This is a genomic window from Halorubrum sp. 48-1-W (assembly GCF_003287355.1).
Classification (GTDB): Archaea; Halobacteriota; Halobacteria; order Halobacteriales; family Haloferacaceae; genus Halorubrum.
The window spans coordinates 23517-42558 of the sequence record NZ_QMIM01000033.1; the positions used below are offsets into that span (position 1 = coordinate 23517).

18 protein-coding genes and 1 tRNA gene are annotated in these 19042 nt (G+C 70.9%); 12 read left to right on the forward strand and 7 right to left on the reverse strand.

Features of this window, described 5'->3' with window-relative positions; genetic code table 11:
* Positions 1-23: 23 nt before the first annotated feature.
* The gene (locus DQW50_RS14355) at positions 24-1862 is read left to right on the forward strand and encodes an acetyl-CoA carboxylase biotin carboxylase subunit (protein ID WP_112079956.1); all 1839 of its coding nucleotides are present in this window, start codon (positions 24-26) and stop codon (positions 1860-1862) included.
* A gap of 1 nt (position 1863) precedes the next feature.
* On the opposite strand, the gene DQW50_RS14360 is transcribed toward DQW50_RS14355, so the two are convergent.
* The gene (locus tag DQW50_RS14360) at positions 1864-2241 is read right to left on the reverse strand and encodes a hypothetical protein (protein WP_112079957.1); all 378 of its coding nucleotides are present in this window, start codon (positions 2239-2241) and stop codon (positions 1864-1866) included.
* 154 nt (positions 2242-2395) lie between these two features.
* On the opposite strand from DQW50_RS14360, the gene DQW50_RS14365 reads away from it, so the two are divergent.
* The 7 genes from DQW50_RS14365 (at position 2396) to pyrE (ending at position 8860) form a co-directional block, all read left to right on the forward strand.
* Positions 2396-3442: an MBL fold metallo-hydrolase gene (locus tag DQW50_RS14365; protein ID WP_112079958.1), complete on the forward strand. Its 1047-nt coding sequence runs from the start codon at positions 2396-2398 to the stop codon at positions 3440-3442.
* Between the two features lie 96 nt (positions 3443-3538).
* A complete protein-coding gene (locus DQW50_RS14370) occupies positions 3539-4492 on the forward strand; it encodes a DUF4129 domain-containing protein (RefSeq protein ID WP_112079959.1) in 954 nt (317 codons plus the stop codon).
* Positions 4492-5127 (forward strand): hypothetical protein, encoded by a 636-nt coding sequence (locus DQW50_RS14375; RefSeq protein WP_241964444.1) that lies wholly within the window; start codon positions 4492-4494, stop codon positions 5125-5127. The genes DQW50_RS14370 and DQW50_RS14375 overlap by 1 nt, the downstream gene beginning before the upstream one ends.
* Positions 5124-6590 carry a DUF58 domain-containing protein gene (locus DQW50_RS14380; protein ID WP_112079960.1) on the forward strand — a complete coding sequence of 489 codons (1467 nt, stop codon included), beginning with the start codon at positions 5124-5126 and terminating at the stop codon, positions 6588-6590. Before DQW50_RS14375 ends, DQW50_RS14380 begins: the two co-directional genes overlap by 4 nt.
* Positions 6587-7144, forward strand: a complete 558-nt coding sequence (locus tag DQW50_RS14385; protein WP_241964445.1) for a hypothetical protein — start codon at positions 6587-6589, stop codon at positions 7142-7144. Before DQW50_RS14380 ends, DQW50_RS14385 begins: the two co-directional genes overlap by 4 nt.
* A gap of 104 nt (positions 7145-7248) precedes the next feature.
* Positions 7249-8205, forward strand: coding sequence for a bifunctional 2-dehydro-3-deoxygluconokinase/2-dehydro-3-deoxygalactonokinase (gene kdgK1 / locus DQW50_RS14390; protein WP_112079981.1), 957 nt, complete (start codon positions 7249-7251; stop codon positions 8203-8205).
* A 106-nt stretch (positions 8206-8311) separates the two neighbouring features.
* Positions 8312-8860 carry an orotate phosphoribosyltransferase gene (gene pyrE / locus DQW50_RS14395; RefSeq protein ID WP_112079962.1) on the forward strand — a complete coding sequence of 183 codons (549 nt, stop codon included), beginning with the start codon at positions 8312-8314 and terminating at the stop codon, positions 8858-8860.
* A 52-nt stretch (positions 8861-8912) separates the two neighbouring features.
* Here the strand turns inward: pyrE and DQW50_RS14400 are convergent, their stop codons facing one another.
* Positions 8913-9875 carry a MoxR family ATPase gene (locus DQW50_RS14400; protein ID WP_112079963.1) on the reverse strand — a complete coding sequence of 321 codons (963 nt, stop codon included), beginning with the start codon at positions 9873-9875 and terminating at the stop codon, positions 8913-8915.
* Between the two features lie 124 nt (positions 9876-9999).
* On the opposite strand from DQW50_RS14400, the gene DQW50_RS14405 reads away from it, so the two are divergent.
* Positions 10000-10084, forward strand: a tRNA-Ser gene (locus DQW50_RS14405).
* 96 nt (positions 10085-10180) lie between these two features.
* Here the strand turns inward: DQW50_RS14405 and DQW50_RS14410 are convergent.
* Entirely contained in the window at positions 10181-10492 is a 312-nt protein-coding gene (locus DQW50_RS14410) for a hypothetical protein (RefSeq protein ID WP_112079964.1), read from the reverse strand.
* A 107-nt stretch (positions 10493-10599) separates the two neighbouring features.
* On the opposite strand from DQW50_RS14410, the gene DQW50_RS14415 reads away from it, so the two are divergent.
* The gene (locus DQW50_RS14415; protein WP_112079965.1) at positions 10600-12246 is read left to right on the forward strand and encodes an alpha-amylase family protein; all 1647 of its coding nucleotides are present in this window, start codon (positions 10600-10602) and stop codon (positions 12244-12246) included.
* A gap of 30 nt (positions 12247-12276) precedes the next feature.
* On the opposite strand, the gene htpX is transcribed toward DQW50_RS14415, so the two are convergent.
* Both htpX and DQW50_RS17915 read right to left on the reverse strand, forming a co-directional pair.
* Positions 12277-13152 (reverse strand): zinc metalloprotease HtpX, encoded by an 876-nt coding sequence (htpX, locus tag DQW50_RS14420; RefSeq protein WP_112079966.1) that lies wholly within the window; start codon positions 13150-13152, stop codon positions 12277-12279.
* 24 nt (positions 13153-13176) lie between these two features.
* Positions 13177-13341: a hypothetical protein gene (locus DQW50_RS17915; protein ID WP_157964876.1), complete on the reverse strand. Its 165-nt coding sequence runs from the start codon at positions 13339-13341 to the stop codon at positions 13177-13179.
* A gap of 56 nt (positions 13342-13397) precedes the next feature.
* Between DQW50_RS17915 and DQW50_RS14425 the strand changes: the two genes are divergently transcribed.
* Both DQW50_RS14425 and DQW50_RS14430 read left to right on the forward strand, forming a co-directional pair.
* A complete protein-coding gene (locus DQW50_RS14425) occupies positions 13398-14168 on the forward strand; it encodes an HpcH/HpaI aldolase/citrate lyase family protein (RefSeq protein ID WP_112079967.1) in 771 nt (256 codons plus the stop codon).
* A 70-nt stretch (positions 14169-14238) separates the two neighbouring features.
* Complete coding sequence (locus DQW50_RS14430) at positions 14239-15159, forward strand: NAD(P)-dependent oxidoreductase (RefSeq protein WP_112079968.1); 921 nt, start codon at positions 14239-14241, stop codon at positions 15157-15159.
* A 417-nt stretch (positions 15160-15576) separates the two neighbouring features.
* On the opposite strand, the gene flaJ is transcribed toward DQW50_RS14430, so the two are convergent.
* Together flaJ and DQW50_RS14440 are read right to left on the reverse strand one after the other, a co-directional pair.
* Positions 15577-17313, reverse strand: coding sequence for an archaellar assembly protein FlaJ (flaJ, locus tag DQW50_RS14435; protein WP_112079969.1), 1737 nt, complete (start codon positions 17311-17313; stop codon positions 15577-15579).
* Positions 17314-17317: 4 nt separating this feature from the next.
* Positions 17318-18991, reverse strand: coding sequence for a type II/IV secretion system ATPase subunit (locus tag DQW50_RS14440; protein WP_112079970.1), 1674 nt, complete (start codon positions 18989-18991; stop codon positions 17318-17320).
* Between the last annotated feature and the right edge of the window lie 51 nt (positions 18992-19042).

Here is a 19042-nt window from a genome sequence, read left to right on the forward strand (position 1 = left end):
TATTCCGAGAACGGGCCGACAGCATGTTCGACAAGGTACTGGTCGCGAACCGCGGCGAGATCGCCGTCCGCGTGATGCGCGCCTGCGAGGAGCTGGGCGTCGAGACGGTCGCCGTCTACAGCGACGCGGACAGACACGCCGGTCACGTCCGGTACGCCGACGAGGCGTACAACGTGGGGCCGGCCCGCGCGGCCGACTCCTACCTCGACGGCGGGGCGGTCGTCGACGCCGCGCGCGCGGCCGACGCCGACGCGATCCACCCCGGCTACGGCTTCCTCGCCGAGAACGCCGACTTCGCGGCGCGCGTCGAGGCGACCGACGGGGTGACCTGGGTCGGTCCCGCGAGCGACGCGATGGGACAGCTCGGCGAGAAGACGCACGCCCGGCGGGCGATGGCAGACGCCGACGTGCCGATCGTTCCGGGGACGACGGAGCCCGTCGCCGACGTCGAGGCCGTCAACGAGTTCGGCGCGGAGCACGGCTACCCGGTCGCGATCAAAGCCGAGGGCGGCGGCGGCGGTCGGGGCATGAAGATCGTCGAGTCGCCCGACGAGGCCGAGGAGGCCCTCGAGTCGGCGAAACGCGAGGGCGAGGCGTACTTCTCGAACGACTCCGTCTACCTCGAGCGGTACCTCGAGACGCCGCGACACGTCGAGGTCCAGGTCGTCGCGGACGAGTCCGGCGTCGTCCACCTGGGCGAGCGCGACTGCTCGCTCCAGCGCCGCCACCAGAAGGTGATAGAGGAGGGGCCCTCGCCGGCGCTCTCCGACGAGTTGCGCGAGCGGATCGGCGAGGCGGCCCGCCGCGGCGTCGCAGCCGCCGACTACGTCAACGCCGGGACCGTCGAGTTCCTCGTCGAGGAGGACCCCGACCGCGACCCGGACGACCTGCTCGGCCCCGAGACGCCCTTCTACTTCCTCGAGGTCAACACCCGGATCCAGGTCGAACACACGGTGACGGAGGCGTTGACGGGCGTCGACATCGTGAAGGAACAGCTCCGGGTCGCCGCCGGAGAGGGGCTCTCGATCACGCAGGACGACGTCGAGCTTTCGGGTCACGCCGTCGAGTTCCGGATCAACGCCGAGAACGCTGTCGAGGGGTTCCAGCCCGCGAGCGAGGGTCGGCTCGACACGTACGACCCGCCGGGCGGGATCGGCGTCCGCGTCGACGACGCGCTGCGGCAGGGCGACGAGCTCGTCACCGACTACGACTCGATGATCGCGAAGCTGATCGTGTGGGGGCGAGACCGCGAGGAGTGTCTCGCCCGCTCACGGCGCGCGCTCGCGGAGTACGACGTCGACGGCGTCGTCACGGTCGTCCCGTTCCACCGGCTCATGCTCTCGGACGAGCGGTTCCTCGCGGGCACGCACACGACGAAGTACCTCGACGAGGCGGTCGATCCGGACCGGATCGCCGACGCACAGGAGCGGTGGGGGACGGAGCCCTCGGGATCCTCGGACGAGGACGACGGGGAGGTGACCCGACGCGAGTTCACCGTCGAGGTGAACGGCAAGCGCTTCCGGGTCGACCTCGAGGAGCGCGGTGCCCCGCCGATCCCTACCGGGGGGGCCGACGCGTCCGGCCGACGCGAGCGACCGCCACAGGCGACCGACGCGGACGACGACGATGCGGGCGACGTCGCGGAGGGCGGCGAGGCGGTGACCGTGGAGATGCAGGGGACGATCCTCTCGGTCGACGTCGCGGAGGGCGACGAGGTCGCCGCCGGCGACGTGGTCTGCGTCCTGGAGGCGATGAAGATGGAGAACGACGTGGTCGCCGAGCGCGGCGGCACCGTCGCGAGCGTTCACGTCGCCGAGGGCGACAGCGTCGACATGGGCGACGTGCTGGTCGTCCTGGAGTGAGCTACAGCCCCACGACCGCGACCCCGTATATCGCCACGGCGGCGAGCGCGCCGACGGCGAGCGACTTGAGGTTCAACCGAACCGCGCGCTTCCGGTCGACTGCGAGCGCCTCGGGATCGTCGACCCGTTCCGTCCCGTCGCCCACGTCGAAGACGCCCATGCCGGCGAAGCCGACGCAGAAGCGCTCGCGATACTGGAAGTAGCCCATCGCCGCCCCGTACAGCGGGAACGTCGCGAGAACCAGCGTCCAGCGCGGCCAGCCGACCACGAGGATCGCGGCGACGAGGGCGGCCGCGACGAGGAGCGAGACGACGCCGAGCAGGATCCGACGCCGCTGCTGGGTCGGCCCGATGTTGCAGACCCCGGGTTGATACTCCATGCCCGGTCGACGGTCGGCGCGATGAAAAGGACGTCGCGACGCGACCGGATCGACCCGGCCCCGGACCGGTCCCGCGCGCCGGACCGGGGGGGGTGTCCCCGGCGATCGGTCGCCCGGTAGCAACCCTGAAGGGGGTTCCCGACGACCGACGGACGTGAAACGGATCCAGCTCGGGAACACCGTCTTCGAGGGCGAGAACGACGCCTACCTGATCGAGGCGGACCGGACGACGCTCGTGGACACTGCCGTCGCGATCCCGTCGGTTCGCGCGGACCTGCGGGAGGGGCTCGCGGACCACGGTGTCGCGTTCGCCGACGTCGACGCGGTGGTGCTCACACACTGGCACCCCGATCACGCCGGGCTGGCCGGCGAGATCCAGACTGCGGGCGACGCGGCGGTGTACGTCCACGAGGCGGACGCGCCGCTCGTCGACGGGCAAGAGCGACCCTTCGCGACGGACCCTGCAGCCCAGCGCGAGACGTTCGACCGGTGGGGGCTACCGGCCGACGCGCGCGAGCGGCTGACGGCGTTCTTCGAGCGGTCGGGGACCGACCTCTACGGCCGTGACGCTGTGGTGACACCGATCGTCGACGGCGAGACGATCGACCTCGGCGGGGTGGAACTGGAGACGGTCCACCTGCCCGGCCACACCGCCGGGCTCTGCGCGTTCGCGTTCGACCCGCGGACGATTCCGGGACACGTTCCCGTCCGGGAGGGCGGCGAAGCGGACGGCGGTCACCCCGTGGAGGCGTTCACCGGCGACGCGTTGCTCCCGCGGTACACCCCGAACGTCGGCGGTGCGGACGTCCGGGTCGAGGAACCGCTCGCCGCCTACGCAGACAGCCTCGTCCGGATGGTCGACCGCGACTGGGACGCCGCCCATCCGGGCCACCGCGAGCGGATCGACGAGCCGAGCCGGCGGGCTGCGGAGATCCTCGAGCACCACCGGGACCGCACCCGGCGGGTGCTCGACGTCCTGGCGTCCGGACCGGCCACCGCCTGGGAGGTGTCGGCGGCGCTGTTCGGCGACCTCGAGGGGATCCACACGCTTCACGGCCCGGGCGAGGCGTTCGCGCACCTCGACCACCTCGAGCGCGCGGACGTCCTCGAGCGCGACGGGGCCACGTACCGTCTCCTCGACCCGGACCCGGACGTGACGGACCTGTTCCCGACGACGGCGCTCGACGGCGCGATTCGGTGAGCCGGCTGTTCCGGAAGGCCCGCCGCCGACCGCGCGTCGCCCGGGATCCGCCCTTCCCCCCGAAAGCTATTCCCGCGCGAGCACGCATCTACCGTCGTGAAACGGGAGACCCTCTCGACCGCCCTCCTCGCCCTCCTCGCCGTCGTGGCCCTCGGCGTCGCGGCCGCGACGCTGGACTCCGCGGTCACCGTCGACGGCGGGGGCGGGTTCGCCGGCGGCGTCGAGGGCGGCGCCGGCCCGACGGACGAGTCCGACGAGGTCAGCCCCTCGGAGACGCCGGGCGGGCCGCTGGTCCTGACGCTGCCGCCTATCTGTTACCCCCTCTTGCGGCGGCCGCCGGCGCTGTTGCTCCTCGCGGGGGGCCTGCTCGTGATCGGGGCACTCGCGTACCGCGAGACCGGGTCGCGGTTCGCGGCGGCCGTCGTCGCGGGGACGTTCGGGTTCCCGGTCGGCGTGCTGTGGTACGGGCTCTCGACCTGCCGCGACCCCGCGACGGTCGACGCCCTCGACCTAGGGCTGGCGGGCGAAGAGGAGGGGTTGCTCCCGGCGGGCGGCGGCGGGGGGTCGGGGCTCGCCGGCGGCTCCGGGAACGTCTCGACGCCCGAGGCGGTGTTCGTCGCCGTCGTCGTCCTCGCGGTCGTCGTCAGCCTCCTCGCGCTGGTGGCGGCCGCCGGCGACGACGACGCGTCCGCCGGGAGAGGCGACCGCGCGGCCCCCGAACCGGATCCGGCGGACCCGGACCTCGCCGCGGTCGCGCGAACCGCGGGGAGGGCTGCCGACCGTATCGAGGGCGACGCCGGCGACAACGGGGTGTACCGCGCGTGGCGCGAGATGACCGAGGCGCTCGAGGTCGACCGTCCCGCCTCCGCGACGCCCGCGGAGTTCGCGACAGCCGCGATCGAGGCGGGGGTCGCCGAGGAGCCCGTCTCGGAGCTCACCGAGGTGTTCGAGCGGGTACGGTACGGCGGCGCGGACCCGACCGACGACCGGGAGCGACGGGCGGCGGCAGCGCTACGCAGGATCGAGGCGGAACACGGGGGTGAGCCGTAGTGCGCCCGCTCGCGGTCGTCGGGATCACAGCGGTCGCCGTCGGCTTCCTCTTCGTCGTCGATAGACAGCTCGCGAGCACGCTCGACCTCTCGTGGGTCGTCGTCACGCTGATCGGCGTGCTCGGCGTCCTCCAGGGCGTCCGGTACGCGAGCGCGCGCCGCGACCGGGAGCGGCGATCGACCGACCTCGGCGAGCCCGAACGACGGGAGCGGGCCGTGGTCCCCGGTGCCGACTTCGACGCGACGGTCGCCCGGGCCGCGTCCGTCCGTCGCAGTCGCAGACGAACCGCCCGTGACGACGTGCGGTCGCGCGTTCGAGCGGCCGCGGTCCGCGCGGTCGCCCGGGAGCGGGCCTGCTCACGCGAGCGCGCCGTGGACCTCCTCGATGAGGGAACGTGGACCGACGACCGTACCGCCGCGGCGTTCCTCTCGCGGTCGATCGGCTACCCGATCGGGGATCGGATCCGGGGGAGCCTGCCCGGTCGGTCGACGTTTCGGATCGGCGTGAGCGCCGCCGTCGCCGCCGTCGAACGGACGACGACGGGGATCGGTTCCGGGAGGCGAGCGGGCGAGGAAGAAGCGATCGTCGACGACCGGCGGAACGGGGCCGCCGACGGAACGGAGGCGGACCGATGACGGCCGTCGAACGGGGCCGGGTCGCTCCGACGACGACCACGGCGGAGGAACCCGACGGGCACGGTGGGGACGACGGGAGCGACGGGCACGGCGGGGACGATAGGAGCGACAGCGAGGACGGGAGCGACGGGAGCGGGAACGTCGACCACGACTGCGACGCGCCGACCGAGCGCCGGGCGCTTCGCCCGTTCGACACGGAGCGGTGGGTCGGGATCACCGGGGTCGCGCTCGCGCTCGTCGGGGGGGGCATCGTGCTCAGGCTGCCGGGGATGGTCGTCGTCGGGGCGGCGGCGGTCGGGTACGGCCTGTACGCGCACCTCGGCGAGGCGGGAGAGGCCGAACTCGTGATCGACCGCGAGGTGAGCGACCGGACGCCGAATCCCGGCGACGCCGTGACGGTGACGGTGCGCGCGAGGAACGTCGGCGACGCGCCGTGTTTCGACCTGCGGCTCGTCGACGGGGTGCCGCCGGGACTCGAGGTCGTCGACGGCCCCGCACGGGTCGCCACAGCGCTCCGGTCGGGCGCGAGCGTGACGTTCTCCTACGTGGTCCGCGCGAGCCGCGGGGACCACGAGTGGGGGACGACGCGCGCCGTGGTCCGCAACGCCGCCGGCTCCCGCGAACAGCTGACGGAGCTCGAGACGCCGACCCGGCTGACGTGTACCCCGGAGCTGGCAGCGGGCGGCGAGCTCCCGCTCCGGGGGTTGACGACGGTGTCACACGGCCGCGTCCCCACCGACGTGGGCGGGTCGGGCGTCGAGTTCTACGCCACCCGGGAGTACCGCCGGGGCGACCCGCTGAAGCGGGTCGACTGGAACCGGCGGGCGCGGACGGGCGAGCTGGCGACCCTGGAGCTCCGCGAGGAGCGGTCAGCGACGGTCGTCCTGCTCGTCGACGCCCGCGAGCCGGCGTACGTCGCTGCGAGGCCGGACGCCGACACCGCGGTGGAGGCGAGCGTCGAGGCTGCGGGGGCCGTGTTCACCGCGCTGCTCGCCGGCGGCGACCGCGTCGGGATCGCGGCGATGTCGCCGCACGACTGCTGGCTACCGCCGGGCGCAGGGACCGACCACGCGGTGCGGGCTCGCGAGACGCTGGCGACGGACCCCGCGCTCGCGCCGACGCCGTCGGAGGACCGGTTCTACCGCACCCTGTGGCGCCGCCGGTTCCGACGGCGGCTCCCGGGGAACGCCCAGGTGCTGTTCTTCACCCCGCTCGTCGACGACGCCACCGTCGACACCGCCCGCCGGCTCGACGCGTACGGCCACCTCGTCACGGTCCTCTCGCCGGACCCGACCGCGTCGACGAGCGGGACGTCGCCGGGCACGCCGGGTCGCCGGCTGGCCGCGGTCGAGCGGCGCGATCGGGTCCGGACCCTGCGGGGCGCGGGGATCCGCGTGGTCGAGTGGAGCGACCGGTCGTTCGCGGCCGCGGTCGCGAGTGCGAGCGGACGGTGGTCGCGATGAGCGCGGGCGAGGCGGGCAGGTCACGGGCGGACGGGAACCCCGGGTCACGGGCGGACGGAGACCGCGAACGCGACACGCGACCGCCGACGCTCGCGGTCGTGGTGAGCCTCGTCGCCGCGCTCGCTGGGACGGTCGCCGCGCTCGTCGCCGCGCCGACCGGCGGCGCGGTCGTCGGCGCGTCGCTCGTCCTGCTCGCCGGCGGGTCGCTCCTCGGGTCCGCCCGCGTCCTATCGTGGGGGGCTACCACGGGGATCGCCGGGATCGCGCTCGCAGCGGGGGTCGGCGGCGGCGCGGAGCCGCTCCTCGTCGCCGGCGTGGCGCTCGCGGTCGCGTGGGACGTCGCCGACCACGGCCTCTCGCTCGGTCGCCACGTCGGCAGGGAGGGTCGAACCCGACGGAACGTGACGGTTCACGCCGGGACGTCCCTGCTCGTGGGAACGATCGCCGGCGCCGTCGTCTACGGGACGTACGTCGTCGCGGCCGGCGGTCAGCCGATCGCCGCGCTCGCGTTGTTGTGCTTCGGCGGGGTCATCCTGGCGTCCGCGTTCCGGTGACGGTGGGACGCGTCCGGAGCGACCCGGATCGGCGTCGCTTTTGTACCCGGCGGTCGACGGACGGGCATGGACACCGACGCGACCGGACCGACGGGGGGATCGGCGTGACGGACCTCGTGACGTTCGGCGAGACGATGCTCCGTCTCTCCCCGCCGCCGGGCGAGCGGCTGGAGCGGACCCGCGAGCTCGACGTCCAGGCCGGCGGGGCGGAGAGCAACGTCGCGGTCGGTACGGCGCGGCTCGGCGTCGACGCGGTCTGGTTCTCGAAGCTGCCGGACTCGCCGCTCGGGCGCCGGATCACGAGCGAGCTTCGGAGCCACGGCGTGCGCATCGGCGTGTCGTGGGCCGACGCCGACGCCAGCCGCGTCGGCGCCTACTACCTCGAACACGGCGGCGAGCCGCGGGGGACGAACGTGATCTACGACCGCGCGGACGCCGCGATCACGACGGTCGAGCCAGCGGAGCTACCGACGGCCACGCTGGAGTCGGCCGACTACTTCCACACGACGGGGATCACGCCGGCCCTCTCCGCGACCGCCCGGGAGACGACGCGGTCGCTGTTGCGGACGGCCGGCGACGCGGGCGTCACCCGGACGTTCGACCTGAACTACCGGTCGAAGCTGTGGGACCCGTCGACCGCGCGCGCGACCTACGAGGAGCTGTTCGCGGACGTCGACGTGCTGTTCGTTCCACAGCGGGACGCCCGCGAGGTGCTCGGCCGCGAGGGCGACACGGTGGAGATCGCTCACGGTCTCGCCTCCGAGCACGGGTTCGAATGTGTGGTCGTCACGCGCGGAAGCGGCGGCGCGCTCGCGCTCCGGGGCGGAGCCGTCCACGAGCAGGGCGTCTTCGAGGCGGACACGTTCGACGCGATCGGCACCGGCGACGCGTTCGTCGCCGGCTTCCTCGCGACGCGGATCGACGGCAGTGACGTGCCCACAGCGCTCGAGCGGGGGGCCGCGACCGCGGCGCTCAAACGCACCGTCGGCGGCGACATCGCGGTCGTGACGCCCGAGGAGGTCGACCGCGTCCTCGAGGGCGACGCGGGGATCGACCGGTGAGGGGACGCGAGGATCGACAGGTGAGGCCGACGCGGGGACGACCCGACGGGGCGTCCGTCCCCGCCGTTCCGACCGGTTTATAATCGCTCCGCGATCCGGATCGGACATGACCGACGACGACCGACGGGACGGGCTGATCGCGGCGTTGCGCGCGGCCGACGCCGTGAAGTTCGGCGAGTTCGAGCTCTCACACGGCGGGACGAGCGACTACTACGTCGACAAGTACCTCTTCGAGACCGACCCCGACTGCCTCGGGCGGATCGCGGACGCGTTCGCCGAGCGGCTCGCCGACACCGACGCGAAGCTGGCCGGCGTCGCGCTCGGCGCGGTCCCGCTCGTCGCGGTGACCGCCGAGCGGCTCGGCCGGCCCTACGTCATCGCACGCAAGCAGGCCAAGGAGTACGGCACCGGCAACCGGATCGAGGGACGGCTCGAGGCTGGCGAGGAGGTCGTCGTCTTGGAGGACATCGCGACGACCGGGCGGTCGGCCGTCGACGCGGTCGAGGCGCTCCGGGAGGCGGGCGCGACGGTCGAGCGCGTCCTCGTCGTCGTCGACCGCGAGGAGGGGGCCGCGGAGCTGTTGGCCGACCACGACGTGGAACTGGAGGCGCTGTTGACGGCGACGGAGCTACTCGCCGACCGCGACGCGGCGTAGGCGGGGAACCGTCCGGTCCCTGACCGGGCTCACGGATCCGGCGAGTCCGCGCTCACGCCCCCGGCGGCTCCACCGTCGGGACCGCGACGCGGTCGAGCGCGTCGGCGATCACGTCCGCCTTCGCCACGTCGTTGACGGTCGCGTCCGGCGTCAACACGAGCCGATGTGCGAGCGTCGGCTCCGCGACACGTTTCACGTCGTCGGGCGTGAGGAACGCGCGGCCGGCGACCGTCGCGTTCGCGCGGGCGGCCTCGAAGAGCCGCTGGGTCCCGCGGGGGGAGACGCCGACCGCGACCCGGCGGTCCTCGCGGGTTCGGTGGACGACGGACGCCATGTACGCGAGGAGGTCGTCGTCGACGCGGACCGTCTCGGGGACCGTCCGGAGGTCGGCCACGTCCGCGGGGTCGAGCACGCGCTCGACCGTCGGGCTCCGGTCGGTTCTGCCGGCGCGCCGGCGGAGGATCTCTACCTCGCCGGCCTCGTCGGGGTAGCCGAGCGAGGTCTTGATCATGAACCGGTCGAGCTGTGCCTCCGGCAGCGGGAACGCGCCCTCGCTCTCGACGGGGTTCTGCGTCGCGATGACGTAGAAGGGCGACGGGAGCGCGTGGGTCTCGCCGTCGACGGTGACCTGTCCCTCCTCCATCGCCTCCAACAGCGCCGCCTGGGTCTTCGGCGGGGCGCGGTTGATCTCGTCGGCGAGCACGACGTTCGCGAAGATCGGCCCCGGCGAGAAGGTGAACGTGCCGTCCCGCTCGTCGAAGACGTTCGTGCCGGTCACGTCGGAGGGGAGGAGGTCCGGCGTGAACTGGACCCGCGAGAACTCCAAGCCGAGTGCGGTCGCGAACGACCGCGCGGAGAGGGTCTTTCCGGTGCCGGGGACGTCCTCCAGGAGGACGTGGCCGCGGGCGATGATCCCGAGGGTGACGCGCTCGAGGAACTCGCGGTCGACGACGACCGCGGAGCCGACCTCGTCGATCACGCGGGCACAGGCGTCTGCCGCGTCGGGAACGTCCATGTGAACAGCTGGGACGGAGACGGCAAAAGGGTTGTCGCGGACGGCGGTTTCGGGGACGAACGCCGGACGGCGATCCGGCCGCGATCGAAACCCATAACATCCGAAGCGCCGAACCCGGAGACGAGCCGAGGTAGCCTAGCCTGGCCAAGGCGGTAGATTCGAAATCTACTGTCCATTCGGACACCGGAGTTCAAATCTCCGCCTCGGCGTTTTCTCACGGTCCCGACGCCGTCAGCTTCGTGCGTCGCCGACGGTACCAGCCGCGCGTGTCGCCGGCGGACCTCACCGGCGATCCCGTCCCGAATTCACAGCGGGTTCCCGAGCGACGCCTGTTCCGGATCGACGTCGCCGCGGAGCCGCCGCCGGCGCTTGTCGTAGGCCGCCTCGAGCTTGGCGTTCGTTGCCCGCGAGACCAGATAGAGGTCGGCGACCCCGCCGTCCCGGGGGTGGGCAGCGGCCACCCAGACGTGGCCGTCGCCCGTCGAGAGGTCGTCGGCCCACCGTTCGGCGGCAGCGCGGCTCTCGAAGGCGTGGCGGGAGCCGTCCTCGAAGACGAGCTGACCGACCTTCGCGTTGCGCTTGCGCGCCGAGGGTTTGACCGCGACGACGACGCTCACGACCGCTACTGGGGGCTCGTAGATTAAAAACCCCGTCAGACGGGGAGCACGGCCGCGGACCACCACGATCCGAAAGGAATCACACCCCGGCACCCATAGCGACCGGCATGAGCGAGCCCGAGTGGTACGAGGACGCGACGATCTACTCGTTCGACGTGAAGACGTTCGCCGACGGCGACGGCGACGGGTGGGGGGACTTCCGGGGGGCGACAGACCGGCTGGCGTACCTCGACGACCTCGGCGTCGACGCCGTCTGGATCCGTCCGTTCTACCCGAGCCCGCTGCGGGACAACGGCTACGATGTCGCCGACTACTACGACGTCGACGACCGGCTGGGGACGCTCGGGGACTTCCGGGAGTTCACGGAGCGCGCGCACGACCACGGGATCCGCGTGCTCACCGACCTCGTCTTCAACCACACCTCGGACGAACACGCGTGGTTCAGGGAGGCCCGCGAGGACCCCGGATCCGAGTACCACGACTACTACCTCTGGACGGGCCACCTCGAGGACGCCCACCACCGCGGCAACATCTTCCCCGAGTACGAGGACGGCGTCTGGTCGTACGACGAAACCGCCGGGAAACACTACTTCCACCAGTTCTACTCCCACCAGCCCGACCTCAACGTGGCGAACCCCGCGGTCCGCGAGGAGCTGTACGACGTGCTCCGCTTCTGGCTCGACCAGGGCGCGGACGGCTTCCGGATCGACGCTGCCCACCCCATGTTGATGCCCAAGGGGCACAACGCGACGACGCTCGAGGACACCGACCTCGACGAGCCCATCGACCTGTTCAAGCGGATGCGGGAGGTCGTCGAGGCCGAGCAGTCCGACGCCGTCCTGCTCGCGGAGGCCGACGACGAGCCCGAACACCTCGACTACTACTTCGGCGACGGGGAGGCGTTCCACCTCCAGTTCAACTTCGTGATGAACGCCCACCTCACGTACGCGGTCGGGGTGCGGGACGCGTGGCCGCTCTACCGGGCTCACGAGCTCCTCCCCGACATCGAGGGGATCGGAACCTGGGTGAACTTCCTCCGGAACCACGACGAGTGGAACCTGCTGAAGCTCCCCGAGGAGGCGTTCGAACACGCCCGCGAGTACTTCGGCGACGACGCGGGCGACTCGTGGATCTTCGAGCGGGGCCACAGGCTCCGGCTCGCGGACCTCTACGACGGCGACCCCGACCGGATCGCGCTCGCCCACGCGCTCCTCTTTTCGCTCCCCGGCTCTGTCGCGCTCCAGTCGGGCGACGAGATCGGCATGGGCGCGGACCTCTCGCTCCCCGAGCGGGAGGCGGTTCGCACGCCGATGCAGTGGGACGGCTCGCGAAACGGCGGGTTCTCGACGGCCGATCCCGACGACTGTTACAACCCCGTCGTCGACGAGGGACCGTACGCCTACGACCGGGTGAACGTCGCTGTCCAGCGCGACGACCCCGACTCGCTCCTCGCACGGGTCCGCGAGCTCTCACACGCCCGCGATCGCTGTCCCGAGATCGCCCGCGGCGAGTTCCGGATCGTCGACGCGGAGCCCAAGGAGGTGTGGGTTCACCGGTTCGACCGCGACGGGGACGTCCTCCTCTGCGTCCACAACTTCGCCGCGGAGCCGCGCGAGGCCGTCTGCGGGTTCGACGTCGACGCCGACGCGGCCGAACGCGTCGTCGGCGAGGGCGGATACCGCGTCGCTGACGGCGGGGTCACGCTCGCGCTGGACGCTCACGACTACGTCTGGCTGCGCGGGGAGAGACGGTAGAGAAACGCGCGCGGAGGGTCGTTCCCGACCTCAGGCGGTCTCCATCTCGCGTTCGAGGTCGCGGAGCCGCTCGATCCGCTTCTCGGTCGGCGGGTGCGTGGAGGCGACCCGGCTCAGGAAGCCCGCGCGGATCGGGATGATGAAGAAGGCGTTCATCTCGGAGCTACCGTCGCGGAGGTCCCGGTCCGGAACGCGGTCCATCCGGCCGTCGATGCTGAGCAGCGCGGACGCCAGCGCGCCGGGCTGGCCGGTGATGACCGCCGCGCCGCGGTCCGCGGAGTACTCGCGGTATCGCGAGAGCGCGCGGATGAGCAGAAAGGAGACGATCCAGACGACGATCGACACCGCGATGGCAACGATCACGGGCGCGCCGCCCTGCCGGTTGTTCCCGCCGAAGAGCCACCCCCACCGCACGATGAAGAAGGCGATGGTCGAGAGGAACGACGCGATGGTCATCACCATCACGTCGCGGTTCTTCACGTGGGCGAGCTCGTGGGCGAGCACGCCGTCAAGCTCGTCGGAATCGAGCGTCCGGAGCAGTCCGGTCGTCACCGCGACGGTCGCGTTCTTCTTGTTCCGGCCGGTCGCGAACGCGTTCGGCACGTTCGTGTCGGCGACGGCCACCGTCGGCTTCGGCAGGTCCGCCTGCTGGCTCAGCCGCTCGATCCGGCGGTGGAGATCGGGGTACTCCTCGGCGCTCACCTCGCGTGCGCCCATCCCCCGGAGCGCGAGTTTGTCGCTGAAGAAGTACTGCGCGATCGCGAACCCGCCGAGCATGACCATCGGGAACAGGAAGTCCCCGAAGTACAGCGTCAACACGCCGACGAACACGACGTAGAGGGCGAAAAGCAGGAACATAGTGAACGCCATGCGTCCACGCAGTCCCCAGTCCGTGTTCCAGTCCATACCCGGACGTAGCCGTTCGGCGGATTAAAGGCTACCGGGGATCGACCGCCCGCGCCGTCGTCGACGCGTCGACGGTCCGCCCTCGGCGTCGCTGTCGTCGCCGACCTGGCCCGTCACCCCGTCGCCGACCTGGCCCGTCACCCCGTCGCCGACCTGGCCCGTCACCCCGTCACCGACCTGGCCCGTCACCCCGTCGCCCGTCTCCGTGGGACGTTTCTATGTGGGTGGGGGACGATCCGGCCGACATGCGAGACAACCACACGCTATCGGAGCTCGAACGCGGGAACACGGTCAGCGGCGCGTGGCTACTGTCACACAGCGCGCGATCTGCGGAAGTCCTGTCGCGGACGGACCTCGACTGGGTCGGCGTCGACGCGGAACACGCCCCCTACTCGCCGGACCGCGTCGAGCACGTCGTGCGGGCGATCGAACCCGGCGCCACCCCGATCGTCCGGCTACCGTCGGTGGAACGGGCGGTCTCGGGCGCGACGAAGCACGCGCTCGACGTCGGTGCGCAGGGGGTCATCGTGCCGAGTGTCGAGAGCGCCGCGGAGGCGGAGGCGGTCGTCCGGTCCGCCTACTTCCCCCCGGCCGGCGAGCGCGGCGTCGCCGGCACCACGCGGGCGAACGGCTACGGCGAGGCGTTCGACGAGCACGTGCGCGACACGGCCGCGGAGACGCTCGTCGCGGTACAGATCGAGTCGCCGGCCGGCGTCGAGTCGGTCGACGAGATCGTCGCGGTCGACGGGATCGACGTCGCCTTCGTCGGCGAGAACGACCTCTCGGCCGTGCTCGGACATCCGGGCGAGACCGATCGACCGGCAGTGCGAACGGCCGTCGAGCGCGTCCGCGACGCTGCGGTCGAACGCGGCGTCGTCCCCGGGATCGCCGGACGGACGCCGGCGGAACGGGCCGAACGGGCGGAGCGCGGCTTCCGGTTCTTCCTGCTCGGCGCCGACCTGCGTTTCATGCGCCGCGGCGTCGACGCGTTCCTGTCCGGATCGACGGGCGAATGAGGCCGTCCGAGATCGCCCGCCGACGGGGCCGTGCCGGTGCGTTTTTTTGCCGGCTCCGCGACGTCGGCGCATGGCAACGGTCCTGGTTACGGGCGGACGCGGGGCGTCGGGGACGTGGGTGGTCGAACGGCTCGCGGGCGACCACGAGGTCGTCGTCGCGGACTACGACCATCCCGGCCTCGGCGTCGATCCCGCGCCGAACGTCTCCTTTCGCGCTGCCGACCTCGCGGTGCGGGGCGAGGCGCTCGACGTCGTGAGCGCGGTCGACCCCGACGCGGTCGTCCACTGGGCGGCGATCCCCGTCGCGGGAACGCACCCGGAGGGGCGGGTCTTCGAGACGAACGCGCTCGCCGCTCACAACGTTCTGACGGCGGCGGGGCGCGCGGACGCGCCGGTCGTCCAGGCGTCCAGCGACGGCGCGTACGGCTTCTTCTTCGCCGACCCCACGCCGCTCCCGGACGAGCTCCCGGTGACGGAGGACCACCCGCTCCGGCCCGAGGACCCCTACGGGCTCTCGAAGGTGACCGCGGAGGAGACCGCGGGAGCGGTCGCCCGCCGGCACGGCGTCCCCGTGGTCTCGATCCGCCCCTCGTGGATCCAGTACCCCGGCGCGTACGCCTGCCGGGAGGCGGGGTACGTGGCGGACCGCTCCGCGGGCGCGGGCAACTTCTGGTCGTACGTCGACGTGCGGGACGCCGCCGACCTCGTCGCCCGCGCGGTCGACGACCTCCTCGGCGACGACCCCGCCGTGGAGCCGGGAACCCACGAGGCGGTCAACTGCGTCGCCGTCGACAACGCGCTCGGCCGGCCCCTCCTCGACCTCCTGCGCGAGTCGTACGGCGCGGTCCCCGCCGACTACGCGGTCGACGAGGGCGACGACCGGAGCGCCTACGCGATCGAGAAGGCCGAACGGCTGTTCGGGTGGCAGCCGAGCCGGTCGTGGCGGGACGCCGCCGAGGAGGACGTCCCCGAGCCGACGCTGTTCGAGTAGACCGTGAGGGGAAGGTGTCATAGAACGACTCGCAAGGGGTTGATTTCATCAGAAATTGGATGGATCAGCTGTTAGAACAAGCCTGCTAATAGTACAGTTGTTTCGTGAGAGATCGACTTGATAGGAACGAGATCGTTGCTGGCGAGGTGAATACCTCCAAAGCCCCAGTCGCGAGTCGTGCGAGGGCGACCGAAGGGAGCCCTCGACTGGTGAACGGCCGCGAGGCGCTCCGCACCTCTGGAAGCCGGCGGCAACGCCGCCGGCGACGAAGCCGTGAGCCCTCGCGGCTGGGGCTTTGGAGGTGTTCTCCATGTCACCGACAGCAACGACATAGAGCCGAGCGACTGGGGCTTTGAAGGCGTTCGCCGTCGATCCGCAAGCGACCAGTTACAAGCGATCGACGGACCGAACAGTCTCTCAAATCGACAGGATCGCGTTCACCAGCGTCCGCGTCGCGATCGCCGTCGCCGCCCCGAGCCACGTCAACAGCACGAAGTGGATGTAGCCGTTCGCGGGGTTCCCGCCGTCGATCTTGCGGATCATCTGCGAGGAGAGCGCGGCGTTGAACAACACGACCGCGAGGAGCAGGTACTCGATGAGCGGGATGTCGTACGCGCCGGGGTAGACGATCTGGCCGATGTCCATCTGGTCGATCTCGAAGTCGGCGGTCAACTCGGCGAGGATGGCGACGATCTCCAGCCCGATGAAGAAGGCGAACGTCGCCGCCGCCGTGATGCCGTACAACAGCCCGATGAACGTCACCGCGGACTGCCGGCGCTGCTCGCGGAGCTGGTTGACCGTGTTCATGTTCGAGGAGATCAGCTCGCCGAGCAGCTTCGGGTCGCCGCCCATCTGCCGCCCGACGAGGTACATCTCGGAGAACTTCTGGATGAGGTACGACCGCGTGTCACGCGAGAAGGCGCGCCACGCCCCCTCGGTGCTGATCCGCATGTTGAGCCGGCGGTACAGGCGGGTGATCGCCGGCGAGAGCGCGCCGAAGTCCTTGTCGCGAAGCGTCGTCAACACGTCCGAGGTCGTCGACTGCTTCGCGCTCTCGGTCGCGCCGAGCGCCCGGACGAACGAGGGGAACTCCCCGTCGCGGGCGGTTATCGCCCCCTCTTCGGCCCGGAGGATCACGCCGGTGAGAAACAGCGGGGTGATCGGAACCGCGACGTACAGCGGGAGCCTGACGTCGTCGAGGAAGAAGAGCAGTCCCGGCAGCCCCGGCCCGTACCCGAACATCCCGGCAGCGGTGAAGCCGATGAGCAGGAACGAGAGCCCACTGCCGACCCCGAGCGACGCCCACAGCTTCAGATCGCCGGGCGCGCGCTCCTCGGGGTGGTACCAGATCGGGTCGTACGGCGAGGTGGCCCGGATCATCGCGTAGAAGCCGAGCTGGACGAACACGAAGAGGACGATGACGGCCGAGACCGTCGCCGTCGGGTCGTTGCCCGTCAGGATGGGGAGCACGATGGCGAACACCAACGCGAACGTCAGCGAGAGGATCATCGACATGTACAGGTCCTTCATCACCTCCAGGTTCGACAGCGACGACTCGTAGACCGTCTCGTACTGCGCCAACATGACGTCCTGTTCTGAGACGAGGAAGTCCTCGAGCGACTGGCCGGCCCCGAGGGTGTAGCCGAGGCGATCGAAGAAGTCGGCCATCGCGTCGGAGGGGACCTCCTTGGCGCGTCGACGACACGCGTCGTCGAGGCTCTGGTTCCAGGTGTCGACGAGGTGGACGACCCGACCGATCTCCTCGGCTGCGACCCCGTACTCCTCCTCGTTCGCCAGCGTCCGGAACACCTCCATGCGGTCGATGTTCGTCGTCGACAGCACGGTCATGTGCGTCATCACGAGGTGGAGCTGGTTGTCGATCCGGTTCTCGACGCCGCTGAGATAGATCTTGGGGTAGACCACCGCCGACACCAACGTGAGCGCGCCGAAGAGCGGGATCGGCACCCGCGCAAGGACGGGCAACGGGAGGAGGAACGCCCCGACCACGGTGGCCGCGAACACGAAGATCGCCGGGACGAGCACGTACCCGACGTACTGCCGCTTGGAGATGTCGAGCTTCTCGTAGGAGTCGAACACCTCCTCCGTCAGCTGCATCGCGACCGCGAGCCCGTCCCCCGCTGCTTTCACGTTCATCGACTCACCTGACGTTCCGGTGCATCTCGAAGGGGAGTCCCTCAACGCCGTCGCGCTGGAAGGCGTCTATCGCCCGGTTCACCTCGTGGTAGCCCAGTATCCCCTCCTGTATCATCCGCTCTATCAGCTCCGCACGGAAGTCGAGGTCGTCGTAGATGTCGCGGGTGTCCGCGTACCCCAGGAGCGTCGCGATCTGTTCTTCCAACACGTACGAGTTGTTCATCCCCTGGAAGACGATCTCGTCCTCGACGGGGTCCCAGCTGAACACCTCGCGGGTGACGACGCCCTCCATCTCCTTCGAGTACCCCTCGATCTCCTGGACGCTCGTCACCCGCCGGAGCACGTCGTCGCCCTGTTTCACGCGGTTCTGGAACAGCGCCACGTCGGCGTTGTCCATGAACGTCTCCGGGACGTTGATCGGCTCGGAGGTGAACCGCTGGATCATCGAGACGATGTCGGAGGCGTGGAACGTCAACATGACGGGGTGCCCCGTCTGGGCCGCCTGGAATGCCATGCGCCCCTCGGCGCCCCGGACCTCGCCCACGATGATGTAGTCGGGGCGCGACCGCAGTGCGGCGGCGACCAGGTCGAACATGTCGACGTCCGAGGAGCCCTCGCTACCGCCCTCGCGGGTCAGGAGCTGCTGCCAGGTGTTGTGCGGCGGAACGACCTCGGCGGTGTCCTCCGCGGTGTAGATCTTCGAGTCCTGTGGGATGTACGAGAGGATGGCGTTCAGCGTCGTCGTCTTCCCCGAGGCCGTCTCCCCGACGACGAAGACGGTCTGTTCGTTCTCCAAACAGAGCCAGAGGTACGCCGACAGCTGCGGCGAGAGCGTCCCCCAGTTCGTGATCTGGTTGATCGACAGGGGCACGTCCTCGCCCTGACGGATCGTGAGCGAGGACCCCTTCAACGAGACGTCGTCGGAGTAGATGATGTTGATACGCGAGCCGTCGGGTAGCGTCGAGTCGACGATCGGGTCCGAATCCGAGAGCGGGTCGCCGATCCGCTCGCCCATGTTGCGCAACCAGTTGTCGAACTCCTGGGGCGTCCCGAAGTCCACGGTGGTTTCGAGCATGCCGAAGGTGCCGTGATCCACGTGGCACTCGTGGGGGCCGATCACGTGGATGTCCTCGTTGGCCGGGTCGCGCATCACGGGTTCGAGCGGGCCGAGCCCGACGATGTCGCGGTTGAGCCGGTAGCGGATGTTCTCGTAGGTCTCCTCGGTGACGGAGAGCTTCCCGACGTTGAGAAGCTCCGAGACGGTCGATCGCAACCCCGTTTGGCCGTTCTGGATGTGAGTGACGTCCTCGAGTAGCTCCTCGATGAGGTCGTCGTACTCCGCCTCGGAGCCCGGAGCGGTGTGGCCGCCGCTGGCAGCGAGCAACTTGTTTTTCACCTGGTCGAGGACGGTCGCCTGCGGGCCGGACATCTCCGGCTCGATCGCGTAGTACTTCGTCTCCTGGCCGAGGTCGCCGTACACGTGACAGTAGATCGGCCCGCCGACCGGGTAGAGCACGTTCGGACGCTCCGACTCGTACTCGTCTTTGGGCTCCTCGATGAAGAGCGGGAACTCCCCGGTGATCTGTTTGAACTCCTTGAGGTGTTTCCTGAGATGCGGCCGGCGCATGGCGGCCTGTCGGAGTTCGTCGGACGGTTTCGCCGTGCCGTGTTCGGTCATCGTTCGTGTCCCGTGGTCTCGGTCCCCGCCGACGGTTCCCCCCCGGCGGTC

Coding starts and splice junctions, on each gene's coding strand:
- DQW50_RS14355 (WP_112079956.1), top strand. CDS start 24: ATGTTCGACAAGGTACTGGTCGCGAACCGCGGCGAGATCGCCGTCCGC.
- DQW50_RS14360 (WP_112079957.1), bottom strand. CDS start 2,241: ATGGAGTATCAACCCGGGGTCTGCAACATCGGGCCGACCCAGCAGCGG.
- DQW50_RS14380 (WP_112079960.1), top strand. CDS start 5,124: ATGACGGCCGTCGAACGGGGCCGGGTCGCTCCGACGACGACCACGGCG.
- DQW50_RS14385 (WP_241964445.1), top strand. CDS start 6,587: ATGAGCGCGGGCGAGGCGGGCAGGTCACGGGCGGACGGGAACCCCGGG.
- pyrE (WP_112079962.1), top strand. CDS start 8,312: ATGACCGACGACGACCGACGGGACGGGCTGATCGCGGCGTTGCGCGCG.
- DQW50_RS14400 (WP_112079963.1), bottom strand. CDS start 9,875: ATGGACGTTCCCGACGCGGCAGACGCCTGTGCCCGCGTGATCGACGAG.
- DQW50_RS14415 (WP_112079965.1), top strand. CDS start 10,600: ATGAGCGAGCCCGAGTGGTACGAGGACGCGACGATCTACTCGTTCGAC.
- htpX (WP_112079966.1), bottom strand. CDS start 13,152: ATGGACTGGAACACGGACTGGGGACTGCGTGGACGCATGGCGTTCACT.
- DQW50_RS14425 (WP_112079967.1), top strand. CDS start 13,398: ATGCGAGACAACCACACGCTATCGGAGCTCGAACGCGGGAACACGGTC.
- DQW50_RS14430 (WP_112079968.1), top strand. CDS start 14,239: ATGGCAACGGTCCTGGTTACGGGCGGACGCGGGGCGTCGGGGACGTGG.
- flaJ (WP_112079969.1), bottom strand. CDS start 17,313: ATGAACGTGAAAGCAGCGGGGGACGGGCTCGCGGTCGCGATGCAGCTG.
- DQW50_RS14440 (WP_112079970.1), bottom strand. CDS start 18,991: ATGACCGAACACGGCACGGCGAAACCGTCCGACGAACTCCGACAGGCC.